Raw genomic sequence first — 13,205 nt, 5'->3', positions numbered from 1 at the left:
ATGCGCGACGACGAAGCCGAAATTCTTGCCGTCAAAGGCCTCTCAGGCGGATACGGAAAGGTGCCGATCCTGCACGGGATCGAATTCGCTGTTGCCGCAAATGAAGTTGTCGGGATCCTCGGCCATAATGGCATGGGGAAAACCACGCTGTTGAAGACCTTGATGGGGTTCCTGCCCGCCGGGTCCGGCACGATCAGGTTTCACGCGAGTGACATCACCGGCATGCCTCCCTTCGAGCGAGCCGGGCTTGGTCTGGGCTATGTGCCGCAGGGCAGGGGCATCTTCCCGCAGTTGTCCGTGCGCGACAATCTGCGCTTCGCCTGGCACGAGTACGCCGGAGCCTCCGAGCACGATGTCATGGAAAGCGTGCTGTCGGATTTTCCGCGCCTGCGCCCGCTCATGGACCGCGAAGGCGGCGCGCTTTCTGGTGGGGAGCAGCAATTGTTGGCGCTGGCCCGCTGCCTGATGGGAGATCCGGATTTCCTGCTGCTGGATGAGCCGACCGAAGGCATCCAGCCCTCGATCATCGAGGAAATGGGCGAAACACTGCTTACCCTGCGCCAAAACCGCGGGCTTTCGATCCTGCTGGTCGAGCAGAATTTCGACTTCATTTCAGACCTTTCGGACCGGGTGCTTGTCCTTGAACGGGGCCGCATCACCGGAGAGTTGAGCAAGGCGGATCTTTCCGACCAGGCCAAAGTTGATCAGTTTCTTGGTTTCGGAGCGGCCCGATCAACCCGTGGTCACGGCAACCGCCCCCGGACCGACTCCGCCGCCTCACATATCCAATGGAAACCCCAGGCAATGCCCGCGATTGAACCGGCTGCCGCAAGCGTGGTGACGAACATGACAATAAAACGACCGACACTGGCGCAGATGCGCGATATGGCCAGCCGGTTCGGGATGAGCCTTTCGGATGAGGATCTGGAAGAATACCGCGAGATCATCGAACCCTACATGCAGGCCTATGATCGCTTGGACGCGATGCCGGACTACCTCCCTGAGGTGCGCTACCCGCGCAGTCCCGGTCATTTCCCGAACCAGACCGAAAATCCTCTGAACGCCTGGTATGTCAAAACCGAAGTGCGCGGCGCGCCGGATGGTAAGCTGCGCGGCAAACGCATCGCGCTGAAGGATACCATCTGCCTGGCCGGCGTGCCGATGATGAATGGCTCGTCCATCATGGAAGGCTACACGCCAGAGATCGACGCCACCATCGTGACGCGCATGTTGGATGCCGGGGCGGTCATTGTCGGCAAGGCGCATTGTGAAAACTTCTGCCTGTCGGGGGGATCGCATACAAATGCCAAGGGGCCGATCCACAACCCCTGGAAGCGGGGATATATGGCGGGCGGCTCCTCGGGGGGCTCGGCTGCCTTGGTGGCCGCCGGAGAGGTCGATATGGCCATCGCCGGGGATCAGGGCGGCTCGATCCGCATCCCGGCTTCGAATTGCGGCGTCTACGGGATGAAACCCACGCATGGGCTTGTCCCATACACGGGCGCGATGCCGATCGAACAGACCATCGATCACCTTGGCCCCGTGACAAACACCGTGGCCGACAATGCCTTGCTCTTGGAGGTTTTGGCCGGTGCGGATGGTCTGGATCCGCGCCAGTGCAAGCCCACCGTCTACAGCTATACCGAGGCGCTCGGGCGCGGTGTGCAAGGGCTGCGCATCGGCATTCTCGAGGAAGGATTTGCCCACGAGAATTCGGAATTCGACGTGGATACCAAGGTCATGCAGGCCGCCGAGCGGTTCCGGGAGCTGGGTGCGCGTGTCGAGGAAGTGTCCATCCCCGAGCATCACACGGCCATGGATGCCTGGACCGCGATCACGCTAGAGGGGCTTCAGGACGGCATGATGTGGGGCAATTCCACCGGCACCAACTACAAAGGGCTGTTCCTGCCCTCGATGACCGATCACATGGCGCAATGGCAGGGGCGCGCGGATGAGTTGAGCCATTCGCTGAAGGCCTGCATGTTCGTGGGAGAGCATTTTCAACGGCAGTACCGGGGCCGCTTCTATGGCAAGGCCCAGAACATCATGCGGCTGTGCAACGAACGCTACATGGCGGCGCTCAAGCGGTACGATCTCTTGCTGATGCCGACCCTGCCGATCAAGCCGCAACCCCATCCGCCGGCCGATTGCTCGCTCAGCCTCTATGTGCAGCGGGCCTTTGAAATGGTTCCCAACACTGCGCCCTTCAACGGCGGTCTGCCTGCGATGAGCATCCCCTGCGGGCTGAGCGAAGGGCTGCCCATCGGCATGATGCTGGTCGGGCCGCATTATGGCGAGATGAAGATCTACCAGGCGGCGGATGCATTCGAACAATCGGGCGATTGGCGAAACATGTAAGGGAGGATCGACATGTCAATCCTGAGTGAAAGCCAGGCGGCGCGCATATCCGATTGGGATTTCAGGACCGAAACCTTGGTCGGCACGACCGCCCCGCAAGACGGCCAGTCCTATGTCCAGGGACCGTTACAGCCGTCATTGGCCTATATCACCATACCGCAGCTGTTGCGCGAAGCGGTGTCGCGATTTGGCCCGAGGGAGGCTGCGGTTTTTCCCGAACAGGACCTCCGGCTGAGCTATTATGATCTGGACCGCGCCGTGGACGAGCTGGCCTCCGGGCTGTTGGCGCTTGGCCTGGAAAAGGGGGATCGCGTCGGGATCTGGTCGCCCAACCGGTTCGAATGGGTGCTCACCCAGTTTGCCACCGCACGCGTCGGGCTTGTGCTGGTCAACATCAACCCGGCGTACCGGCTGGGCGAGCTGGAATACGCATTGAACAAGGTCGGCTGCAAGGCTGTGATCGCGGCCAAGTCCTTCAAGAGCTCCGATTACGCAGGCATGATCCGGCAACTGGCCCCGGAACTGGACTCATGCGAGCCGGGGCGCCTTCAGTCTGCCAGACTGCGCCATTTGCGCAGTGTCATCCTGATGGATGATCACCCCGGCCCCGGTGCCTATTCCTTTGCCGAGCTCAGGAAACTTGGTGGCCCGGCCCAGCAACTGCGGATTTCCGAGATCGACAGGACCCTCGACCCCGATGACGCCATCAATATCCAGTTCACCTCCGGCACGACGGGGATGCCCAAGGGCGCAACGCTGTCTCATTACAACATCGTCAACAATGCCCGCTTTGTGACGGACCGTATCAACCTGAGCGAGACGGACCGGTTGGCAATCCCGGTGCCGCTCTATCACTGTTTCGGCATGGTGATGGGGGTGCTGGGCGCGGTCAGCAAGGGGGCGGCCATGGTCTTTCCCGGCGAAGGCTTCGATGCGGCCCAGACGCTTGATGTGCTGGCCAAGGAGCGCTGCACCGCTGTTTACGGTGTGCCGACCATGTTTGTGGCGATGCTGGAAAACCTTGAAGACAGCCCGCGCGATCTTTCCAACCTGCGCACCGGCATCATGGCGGGCGCTCCCTGTCCGGTAGAGGTCATGCAGCGCGTCAATACACAGATGAACATGAAGGAGGTCACCATCTGCTACGGGATGACGGAAACCTCGCCGGTGTCCTTCCAGAGCTTCGTGGATGATCCCACCGGCAAACGCTGTGAAACGGTTGGCCGGGTTCACCCGCATCTTGAAGTGAAGATCATCGGCGCGGACGGACATGTCGTGCCGGTCGGGACACAGGGCGAGCTGTGCACCCGTGGCTATTCGGTCATGAAGGGCTATTGGGAAGATCCGGAGAAAACCGCCGAGAGCATCGTGGATGGATGGATGCATACCGGAGATCTTGCGGTGTTCGATCAGGACGGATTCTGCTCCATCGTGGGGCGGGTCAAGGACATGATTATCCGGGGCGGCGAAAACATCTACCCGCGCGAGATCGAGGAATACCTGATGCGACACCCCGGTGTCAGCGATGTCCAGGTCTTTGGCATCCCCGACGAGAGGTTCGGCGAGGAAGTCTGCGCCTGGGCGATCGCAAAGCCGGGCATGGATCTGAGCGAAGAGGAGCTGCGTGCGGTGTTGCAGGGCCAGATCGCGCATTTCAAGATACCGCGGCACATCCGGATCGTGGATGAGCTGCCAATGACCATCACAGGTAAACCACAGAAGTTTGTGATGCGGGCCAGAATGATCGACATGCTTGGATAGCGGCTGTTTGCCTTTCTGCGGATGGGGCCTTGCCCGGGCAGGCTCAGCCGCGTGCGGCGCGCCAGGCGGCCCAGGCTTCGGGCGTGTCGAGATCGGTGATCGCATGGCGCGCGGGCAGGGAGACATATTGCACCTTGTCCCGTTTTAACAGCGGGCGCGCCCCTTGATCGCCTGAAATCTCGCAAAGGTCGGCAAAGCAGCGCTTTGGAAACAGCACCGGGTGACCTGCCTGACCGTCCTCGGATGTGGCCCGCAGAATCGGGCCGTCCCCGCCGTGAAAATGTGCCGCCACATGCATCATATCCTGGGTTTCCACCTCGGGCATATCGGCAGGCAGGATCATCACGCCTTCGGTGCCAGCGGGCAGCGCGGCGATGCCACGCCGGATCGAGGCGGCCATGCCTTCATCGGCGTCGGGCACCGGCACCGTGGTCGCCGTGCCAGTCAGGCCGGTGCGGGGATGTGCATCACTTGGCACCGTGACATAGACCGGCAGCCCGGTCAGTGCGCCGCGGCGGCACATCAGGGACAAGAGCGGCTGGCCATCAACCTCTTCGGTCAGCTTGTCGCGCCCGCCCATGCGGGAGGAGGCACCGGCTGCCAGCAACAGGATCGCGATATGTGACATGGATCTTCCCCCGTCAGATGGCAGGTGTTCACCATCTGGCGGGATCTTGGGCGAAGGACCGGGCCAAGGCCAGCGTTTTTTCGCCGCAGGCGATGCCCCCGCTGGTTGGCGGGGGGCGTCTGGCTCAAACGGTCATCCGCGCATGCGTGCGCCGTCTGCGTCGAACAACGGCGTGGTGATCAGCCGGGCCTTGTGCATCTTGCCGAGGATCTCGATCTCGACCTCCAGATCCTCTGCCACCTTGCCGGTGGGCAGAAACCCTTGCGCGATGGATTTCTGCGCATGGTGCGAATAGCCGCCCGAGGTACAGAAGCCGACCACAGTGCCATCCAGCCAGATCGGCTCATAGGCGGTGACATCGGCATCATCGGCGTCGACCTCAAAGGCGCAGAGCCTGCGGGACGGGCCAGCATCCCGTTCTGCCTCGGCAGCGGCACGACCAATGAAATCCGCGTCCTTCTTGAAGGAGATGAAGCGATCCAGGCCGGTCTCGGCAGCGGTGTAATCGGGGGAGAACTCCCTGAGCCAGGCGCCGAAGAACTTGTCGAGCCGCAGCGACATCATCGCCCGCATGCCGAAGGGTCTCATGCCATGGGGCTGACCCACCTCCCACAGCACATTCCACAGCGCGCGCTGGCTGGGCAGGTCGCAGTAGATCTCGTATCCCAGATCGCCGGTGTAGCTGACCCGCTGCACGATGCAGTCGGCCATGCCGACGGTCATCGGCCGCACGTCCAGGAACTTCATGTCCGAGATATCCTGCCGGGTGCAGGCCTGCAGCACCTCGCGCGCCTTGGGACCTGCGATTTGGAAGCCGTTCACCCTGTCCGAGATGTTTTCGACCGCGACGCCATCCTCTGCGTTCTGCTGGAACCAGCGCATGTGATAGGCCTGCGCCCCATAAGAGGCGGTCAACTGGTAGCTTTCCTCGCTGAGGCAGGAGATGGTGAAATCTCCGATCAGGCGCCCCTTGTGGGACAGCATCGGTGTCAGGCTGATGCGCCCGGGTTGCGGTACACGGCCTGCCATGATCCGATCCAGCCATGCGCGGGCATTGGGGCCGGTGACGCGGTATTTCCCGAAATTATGCACCTCGTTGATGCCAACCGCCTCGCGCACAGCCTTTACTTCGCGCGCTGTGGCGTCGAATGCGTTGGAGCGGCGGAAGGAGGGGGTCTCGTAGCGCGGCTCATCCCCTTCAGCGAAGTAGTTCACCACTTCCATTCCGTATTGCTGGCCCCAGACCGCGCCCATCCCGTCAAAAATGTCGTACATCGGTGTGGTGCGGAAGGGGCGCGCGGCCGGCAGCTCCTCGTTCGGGTAGGAGACCGAGAAGCGCGTCTGGTAGTTCTCCACCACCTTGGGGCGGGTATAACCCGGCGTGATCCAGTCGCCGAAACGGGCGCAGTCCATGGCGAAGGTGTCGCGCTCGCATTCGCCTTCGACCATCCATTGCGCCAGCATCAAGCCGACGCCGCCGCCCTGGCTGAAGCCTGCCATCACAGCACAAGCCGACCAGTAGTTGCGCATGCCCGGCACCGGTCCGACCAAGGGGTTGCCATCCGGGGCAAAGGTGAAGGGGCCATGGATCACCGATTTCACCCCGGCGCGCTCCAGCGCGGGGAAGCGGCGATAGGCAAAGGCGATACTGTCCTCGATCTTGTCGAAATCATCCGGCAGCAGCTCGTGGCCGAATGTCCAGGGCGTGCCATCCACCGCCCAGGGTTTGCAGGGCTGTTCGTAGAACCCGATGCAGAGGCCGCGACCTTCCTGGCGCAGGTAGCTTTCGCCGGCGGGATCCATCACGTGTGGGTGTTCGCCGCCCGCATCGATGATGGCGGCGATTTCCGGCACCTCGTCGGTGACGATATACTGGTGCTCCATCGGGTGCAGCGGGAAGTAGACCCCGGCCATGGCGCCCACCTCGCGCGCCCATAGCCCACCTGCGTTGACCACATGTTCGGCGTGGATGGTGCCCTTCTCGGTGACCACATCCCAGGTGCCATCGGGGCGCTGGTTGGTCTCGATGACCTTGCAATGGGTTTCGATACTGGCGCCGCCCATGCGCGCGGCCTTGGCATAGGCGTGGGTGGTGCCGGAAGGATCAAGGTGACCGTCCAGCGGATCATATAGCGCGCCCAGGATACCGTCGGTATTGGTGATTTCCGACAGTTTCTTCACCTCTTCGGGGCCGATGATATCGGTTTCCAGCCCCATGAAGCGATGCTTGGCCCGCTCGGCCTTCAGCATGTCGAAACGTTCCTGGTTGTCGGCCAGGGTGATGCCGCCCACATGGTGCAGCCCGCAGGACATGCCGGTGATCTCTTCCAACTCGCGGTAGAGTTTGATCGTATAGCCCTGCAGCGCTGCCATATTGGTGTCGCCGTTGAGCGTGTGAAAGCCGCCCGCCGCATGCCAGGTAGAGCCCGAGGTCAGCTCGGACCGTTCGATCAGCATGACATCGGACCACCCCAGCTTGGTCAGGTGGTAGAGGACCGAACAGCCGACGACTCCGCCGCCGATGACCGCGACACGGGTTGTGGTTTGCATGACATTGCTCCCTGGCATTTCGCTTTGACCCCATTCTGGACAGAAGTGCACAGTAATCCAGTGGAAAAGCGACACCCCATGTCGCGGACAGGTCGCATGCGCAGTGGGCGATCAGTCTTCGGTGCGGAAGCGGCTGTTCTGAACGATCACGATTGCCAGCAGTGGCATCACCAGCGTCAGCACCGTGACGGTGATCAGGAGCGGCCCCAGCTGGCTGTAATCGGCTCCGGTGGTGACTGTACCGCTGGCGTCCTTCACCTCGCGCGTCACCACGAAGATCTGGTTGAGATATTTGGTCCCCAGGCTGGAGGCCGAAAGCGCCAGATTGGTGAAGGAGGCCATCACCGCAAAGAAGGTCGCCTTCAGGCCCGAAGGCGCGTTGCGCGCGATCCAGGCCAGCATCGGGATCATGGAAACCTGCCCCAGCGGCGATTCCACGGCCGTGTCCACCAGGGCGATAAAACGGGCATCGACGACACCATTCGTCATCGCTGCGGTCCATTCGTGTACCCCGTAGTAAAGCGCCAGATTGGGCAGGCTGAGGATGGCTTCGCTGATGGTCAGGAAGATCACGATCCAGGTGATCGAGTTGTTGGCCATCATTGGGCGCAGCACGATCATGCCCACGAGCGTCAGCAGCGAGGCGATCAGCGACAGCACCGAAAAGAACTGCGGATCGAAGCCCAGGACGTCGATCTCGAACCAGCCGGTGCCGGGGCCGCTCAGGGGTTTGGCGCGGTAGACGAAGATGATGATGGCGGTGCCGATCAGCGCGCGCGCCTGCGCCGGTGTCAGCACGGCAATCAACTGCCGCATCAGCACAAGCACGATGGCCATGGATCCGGCAAAGATCACCTCTTGCCCGTAGGCAAGATCACTGAGCCCGACACTGAGCGACAAGGCCACGAAGGCACCGCCACCGATGAAATACCACCAGTTCACCTCCACCGGATCCCGCGGCGGGTCCAGCCGCTGGCGGATCTCAGCCTGTGCCAATCCTTCACGGCGCAACGCCCTTGTTCGGCGCAATCGCTGCACAAGGGCCAGCGCCACGCCCGAGAGTGACAAGACCGGGACCAGCAGCGCCAGCATGTAGACATGGGCATAAAGCGCGCCTTTGTCGGCCTGGGGCAGCGCCTCGGCACCATCAAACAGCAGCACGTTGAAGGCCGCCGCCGCGCTGGATCCGCCGATCAGGGCCATGCGACCCAGGGTCTGCATGGTGGTATGGAGCGCGCGGGTCTCTTCCGCGGGCAGCTCGGCGCCGCTGCGATCCCGGTGCGGGACGGCCTCGACCGACATGGCATCGGCGACCACGTCCTGCAGAACGAAGCCGCAGGGCGCCAGGATGATTGCGGTCACATACCAGGCATTGACCGGCATCAGCGCCTGCATCATCTGCGGCAGGGTCAGAAGGGCGACAATGATGGCATAGCTGAGCGCCATCAGTGCAGCTCCCAGCAGAATCAGCAGGTATTTCCATCGCCAGATCAGATCGACGAGATGGCCGATCGGCATCTTCAGCGCCCAAGGGATCCCCACCCAGAACCCAAGCCCCGCCAGGAAAGCAGCAGGCAGGTCCAGGTATTCCTTGACGTAAAAGGCCCCCGCGACCGAGGTGATGCCCTGCGCGCCATAGGCGAAATAGATCAGGAGCGGCGGCAGGAAGGACCAGCGCATCTGCCGGGACAGATCCACCACAATGCTGTCGATCCATCGCCAGGCGCGGGTCATCCGTTCACTGTCCTCTCGCCGCTCTGATGTCCGTCTACGCCCCGGTTCATGCCAGCGGCCGGATCTTGAGACCGGTAAGCCGGTTGCCTTCGCGGGCCGTGACCTCAAAGCGGAAACCGTGGAAGGAGAAGACCTGTCCCACGGTCGGGATCATCTGCGCCTCGTGGATCACCAGGCCCGCGATGGTGTTGGCCTCCTCGTCGGGCAGGTTCCAGTCCGTCGCCCGGTTGAGGTCGCGGATGGTGGTGGCACCATCGACCAGGAAATGACCGTCCTGGGTCTTCTTGGCCGGGGATTGCTCGGCCGGGTCGAATTCATCGGTGATCTCGCCGACGATCTCTTCCAGGATATCCTCAAGCGTGATCAGCCCCTGCAAGGCGCCGTATTCGTCCACCACCAGGGCAAAATGGCTGCGCATGCGCAGGAATTGCCGCATCTGCTCGTCCAATGTGGTGGTTTCAGGCACGAAATAGGGCGGTTTGGCCACCGAGGTGATCTGGAAATCGCGCAAGGCTGCGGCATCGCCGTCCGGCCCGCCGATCTGGGCATACATGGTACGCAACAGATCCTTGGCATGAACCACACCGATGATGTTTTCCTGCTCGTCCTTGAAGACGGGCAGGCGGGTATGGGGCGAGGTCAGGCATTGCTCCAGGATGGCTTGCGGGTCGGTATTGGCATCGATCATCTCGATGTTGGAGCGATGCAGCATGATCTCTTCGACAAAACGGTCCGACAGATCCAGCGCGCCCAGGATCCGGTCCCGGTCTTCCTTTTCCACCACCCCTTCGGAATGGCCAAGGTGCAAGGCGCCGGCGATCTCTTCACGCACGGCCATGATGTGGCTGTTGGGGTCGATGCGCACGCCAAAGACACGCAGGACTCCGCGCACCAATAGGCGCACCGCGCCCACGACGGGGGCAAGCACCGTCACCAGAACGCCAATCACCGGGGCCACGGCAGAGGCGGCTTTTTCGGCGTTGGAAATGGCATAGGTCTTGGGCAGAACCTCGGCAAAGACCAGCACCAGAAGCGTCATGACCAATGTCGCCAGCGCCACGCCGCTTTCGCCAAGAGCACGGGTGAACAGCGCCGTGGCGAGAGAGGTCGCCAGGATGTTCACCAGGTTGTTGCCCAAGAGCACCGAGCCGATCAGCCGCTCGTTGTCTTCGGTGACGGCCAGTGCGCGCTGCGCGCCGTGGGATCCCTTGTCGGCCTGGCTGCGCAGCTTCCCGCGCGAGGCTGCGGTCAGCGCCGTTTCAGAGCCGGAGAAGAACCCGGACAGGACCAACAGCAGTACGATGGAGCCGGCGGTGAACCAGAAGGCACTGTCCAGCGTGAAGGGATCGGTTTCCATGTCAGGTTCCGTTTATCTGAGTGTCGTTTCGGTTATGGGGTGCCGACCGGTTTCGTTCAAGGGGGCGGGGCGCCAGTTGCGGTCGGGACCCTGCACTAGTCCTGATCCAGGCCGACCGGGCTTCGTGCAAGGGGGTGATGATCCAGGACCAATTCGCGGAGCCGGGCATCCAGCACATGGGTATAGATCTCGGTGGTTGCGATATCCGCATGTCCCAGAAGCGCCTGTATGGCGCGCAGGTCGGCACCATTGGCCAACAGGTGCGTGGCAAAGGCATGGCGCAGCGTGTGAGGGGTCACCTTGTCGGGTGCCACGCCGCCGGTGACGGCCAACTCCTTGATCAGCAGGTAGAACCGGTGCCGGGTCAGGTGGCCTGCCTTGCTGCGGGAGGGGAACAGGAAGCGCGACGGGCTGTGGCCCTTGGCTTCGGCGTCATCTTCTGCGGCGTCGCGTGCCTTCAGCCAGGCGGCCAGCGCATCGCGCGCCGGGGGCGACAGCGGCACCATGCGCTCCTTGCCGCCCTTGCCAAGCACCAAAAGCATGCGGGGATCGCCACGGGCGGCAGAGACCGGCAGCGAGACCAGCTCGCTCACCCGCATGCCGGTGGCATAGAGCAGCTCCATCAGGCAGGTGTTGCGCAAGCGATCCGCTGGCGTGCGGCCGGTCTGGCGCGCCGCATCCAGCAGGCGGTCGACTTCGATGACCTCCAGCGTCTTCGGCAGCGCCTTGCTGCGACCGGGCCCCTTGATCTGGATGGCCGGGTTGTCGTCGCGCCAGCCCTCCTCGAAGGCGAAGCGGAAGATCTGGCGGATCGCCGACAGGCGGCGGGCGCGGGTGGCGCGGGACAGGCCTTCGGCGTCACAGGTCACCAGGTAGGATTCGACCTGCTCCTGGGTCAGGCTGGCAAAGCCGGTGTCGCGCCGCTGCATCCACGCGGCCAGGTCCTTCAGGTCGCGCCCATAGGCCAACAGCGTATTGCGCGCGGCCCCCAGATCCGCCGCCTGCGCATCCAGAAACGTGGCGATCCAGGTCAGGTCATCCGGCGGGGCAGGCATGTCAGTGCCGCTCCAGCAGCATCAACTGCAAGGCGGCCCGGCGCGCGCTGTCTTCAAGCCCCAGGGTGCGAAAGGAGATCAGCGCGGCGGTCAGATCGCCAAGATTGCCCTCGGCCCCATGGGCAAAGAGGATCATGCTGCGAAGGATCGCCTCGCCCAGATGACCGGCATCCAAATGGTGGCGCAGCGACAGGGGCGCAATGGCCTGCTCCTGAAATCCGGCCGCGATTGCACGGGCCAGGTCCGACGGGGCCTGCTCCTGATCGGGGCGCCCCTGGGCAAGTGCCGCAAGAAACCGGTTCTCGGCGCTGTCGGACGGGGGCGTGCGGGCGGCCAGCTCATAGCTGGGCGCAAGCAGTCTTATGTGCCAGGCCCGTTCCGCCGCAGGGCCTTGCAGGCGGGTGCGGGACAGGTCGGCGGCAAAGAGATCGGCAAAGGCGACCTCGGTCCGAGAGTGTCTTGCCGCGGTCCAGGCCGCCTCTAGAGCCTTGCTCAGCGCGGTGCCAGTGGCGGGCGGCTGGCCATTGCCGCCCCGCAGGGCGGTCTCGAACTCCTGCAAGGCACGGACCCGGTCCCAAATCCCGCCCGAAGCGGCAGGTCTACGGGCGGTGAAAAGGCCCAGCAACTGGTTGGGGTTCAAGGCACCGATCCGGGTCAGGCGTTCTGCCGCTTCCAGCTGCGCCTTCCAGCCGGCGATATCCCGCAGGTCCGCAGCGGCAAAGACGCGCGCAAGCGGTGCCGTTGGAAGCCGTTCCCCGATGGCTTCGAACAGCCGGAAGGTCAGCGGATCCGGGGCGGCGGGCGCGGGCAGGAGCGGCGCCCCTTCAAAGATGTCCGGATTCAGAAACCGGTCCAGCACCGCAAGGCGCTCGGCTGGCAACAGCTCCAGCGCATGGGCGGATTCCAGCATCAGGGCGGCGGTTGGCCAATCCCCGCGTCGTGCAGCGCAGAACACGCGGGCGCCGTAGTCGGGCGCAAGAAAGGGGCTGGCGGTCAGGGCAGCGCAGGCGCGATCCTCATCTCCGCTCAGCAGTGTTGCATCGAACCAGCGGGCAAATCGCGACGGGTTTTCCGTCGGCCCGGCCTGCTCTGCCAGGGCCTGGGCGGGGTCAATCGCACCAAGATCCATGAGCCGGTCAAGGCGCGCCAGCAAAATGGCGTCATCGCCGCCGGGCACGGGTCGGCTTTCGGACAGCAGCAGCGTAAACAGCAGTGATTGCATGGCGGGGCTGTTGCGCACCGGAACCTGGTCGATCAGGTGGGCAATTTCGTGCGGGTCGCTGCCGCGCCACAGATCGACCGGCAGGCCGGTGGCAGAGGGGGCCACCAGCCCGATGGGCGGCAGCAGGGCCTCAAGCGGGGCCACGGCGATTTCCGGCTGAGCGGCACTGCCTGCCACCGGCGGTTCCAGCAGCACGGTCTCGGGGATGGCCTGGGTGTCGGGCTGGCCCAGCCAATCGATCACGGTCAAAGGTTCTTCGGCCCGGGCCACGCCTGCAAGGAGACCCAGGCAGGCAGCCCCAGTCAGCAAGAGGTGCTGCCTAATCGGCATGCAGCACCACCGGCTTGCGAATCTCCTCGGTCGGGGCGCTGAAATCGGCGCCGAACCATGGGCCGACATAGGCATATGCCACCAGACCGATCGCGGCGAGGATGACGATGTAGAACAGATATTTGATCAAGCGCGCCATAGCGTCCCTGTTGCCTGCTTCTTTGTGTTTTGCTCAAGTTATATATGGCCTTTTTGATAATATCACGTCAT

9 protein-coding genes are annotated in these 13,205 nt (G+C 63.3%); 2 read left to right on the top strand and 7 right to left on the bottom strand.

The genetic code is table 11. The features are described from left to right. Both PXK01_RS10750 and PXK01_RS10745 read left to right on the top strand, forming a co-directional pair. Positions 1-2,358: an amidase gene (locus tag PXK01_RS10750; RefSeq protein ID WP_274860001.1), complete on the top strand. Its 2,358-nt coding sequence runs from the start codon at positions 1-3 to the stop codon at positions 2,356-2,358. 12 nt (positions 2,359-2,370) lie between these two features. Next, entirely contained in the window at positions 2,371-4,119 is a 1,749-nt protein-coding gene (locus PXK01_RS10745; protein ID WP_274859999.1) for an AMP-binding protein, read from the top strand. A gap of 43 nt (positions 4,120-4,162) precedes the next feature. Here PXK01_RS10745 and PXK01_RS10740 read toward each other — a convergent pair whose 3' ends face one another. The 7 genes from PXK01_RS10740 to PXK01_RS10710 form a co-directional block, all read right to left on the bottom strand. Further along, positions 4,163-4,747 (bottom strand): nucleotidyltransferase family protein, encoded by a 585-nt coding sequence (locus PXK01_RS10740; protein ID WP_274859998.1) that lies wholly within the window; start codon positions 4,745-4,747, stop codon positions 4,163-4,165. Positions 4,748-4,879: 132 nt separating this feature from the next. Beyond that, the gene (locus PXK01_RS10735; RefSeq protein WP_274859997.1) at positions 4,880-7,297 is read right to left on the bottom strand and encodes a GcvT family protein; all 2,418 of its coding nucleotides are present in this window, start codon (positions 7,295-7,297) and stop codon (positions 4,880-4,882) included. Between the two features lie 111 nt (positions 7,298-7,408). Next, positions 7,409-9,031, bottom strand: coding sequence for a hypothetical protein (locus PXK01_RS10730; RefSeq protein WP_274846318.1), 1,623 nt, complete (start codon positions 9,029-9,031; stop codon positions 7,409-7,411). 46 nt (positions 9,032-9,077) lie between these two features. Continuing rightward, entirely contained in the window at positions 9,078-10,388 is a 1,311-nt protein-coding gene (locus tag PXK01_RS10725; RefSeq protein WP_274859996.1) for an HlyC/CorC family transporter, read from the bottom strand. A gap of 95 nt (positions 10,389-10,483) precedes the next feature. After that, positions 10,484-11,443, bottom strand: coding sequence for a site-specific tyrosine recombinase XerD (locus tag PXK01_RS10720; protein ID WP_274846316.1), 960 nt, complete (start codon positions 11,441-11,443; stop codon positions 10,484-10,486). 1 nt (position 11,444) lies between these two features. Then, positions 11,445-12,995: a hypothetical protein gene (locus PXK01_RS10715; protein WP_446728443.1), complete on the bottom strand. Its 1,551-nt coding sequence runs from the start codon at positions 12,993-12,995 to the stop codon at positions 11,445-11,447. Further along, a complete protein-coding gene (locus tag PXK01_RS10710) occupies positions 12,985-13,125 on the bottom strand; it encodes a hypothetical protein (RefSeq protein ID WP_274860042.1) in 141 nt (46 codons plus the stop codon). The genes PXK01_RS10715 and PXK01_RS10710 overlap by 11 nt, the downstream gene beginning before the upstream one ends. Positions 13,126-13,205 lie beyond the last annotated feature (80 nt).

It is taken from the genome of Phaeobacter sp. PT47_59, assembly GCF_028890025.1.
Lineage (GTDB): Bacteria > Pseudomonadota > Alphaproteobacteria > Rhodobacterales > Rhodobacteraceae > Phycobacter.
The sequence above is the reverse complement of the archived record's forward strand: the minus strand, read 5'-3'. Positions and strand labels throughout refer to the sequence as shown.

What these genes read in the sequence shown, in the direction of transcription:
- PXK01_RS10745 (WP_274859999.1), top strand. Translation starts at nt 2,371, where the DNA reads ATGTCAATCCTGAGTGAAAGCCAGGCGGCGCGCATATCCGATTGGGAT.
- PXK01_RS10730 (WP_274846318.1), bottom strand. Translation starts at nt 9,031, where the DNA reads ATGACCCGCGCCTGGCGATGGATCGACAGCATTGTGGTGGATCTGTCC.
- PXK01_RS10750 (WP_274860001.1), top strand. Translation starts at nt 1, where the DNA reads ATGCGCGACGACGAAGCCGAAATTCTTGCCGTCAAAGGCCTCTCAGGC.
- PXK01_RS10735 (WP_274859997.1), bottom strand. Translation starts at nt 7,297, where the DNA reads ATGCAAACCACAACCCGTGTCGCGGTCATCGGCGGCGGAGTCGTCGGC.
- PXK01_RS10720 (WP_274846316.1), bottom strand. Translation starts at nt 11,443, where the DNA reads ATGCCTGCCCCGCCGGATGACCTGACCTGGATCGCCACGTTTCTGGAT.
- PXK01_RS10715 (WP_446728443.1), bottom strand. Translation starts at nt 12,995, where the DNA reads ATGCCGATTAGGCAGCACCTCTTGCTGACTGGGGCTGCCTGCCTGGGT.
- PXK01_RS10740 (WP_274859998.1), bottom strand. Translation starts at nt 4,747, where the DNA reads ATGTCACATATCGCGATCCTGTTGCTGGCAGCCGGTGCCTCCTCCCGC.
- PXK01_RS10725 (WP_274859996.1), bottom strand. Translation starts at nt 10,388, where the DNA reads ATGGAAACCGATCCCTTCACGCTGGACAGTGCCTTCTGGTTCACCGCC.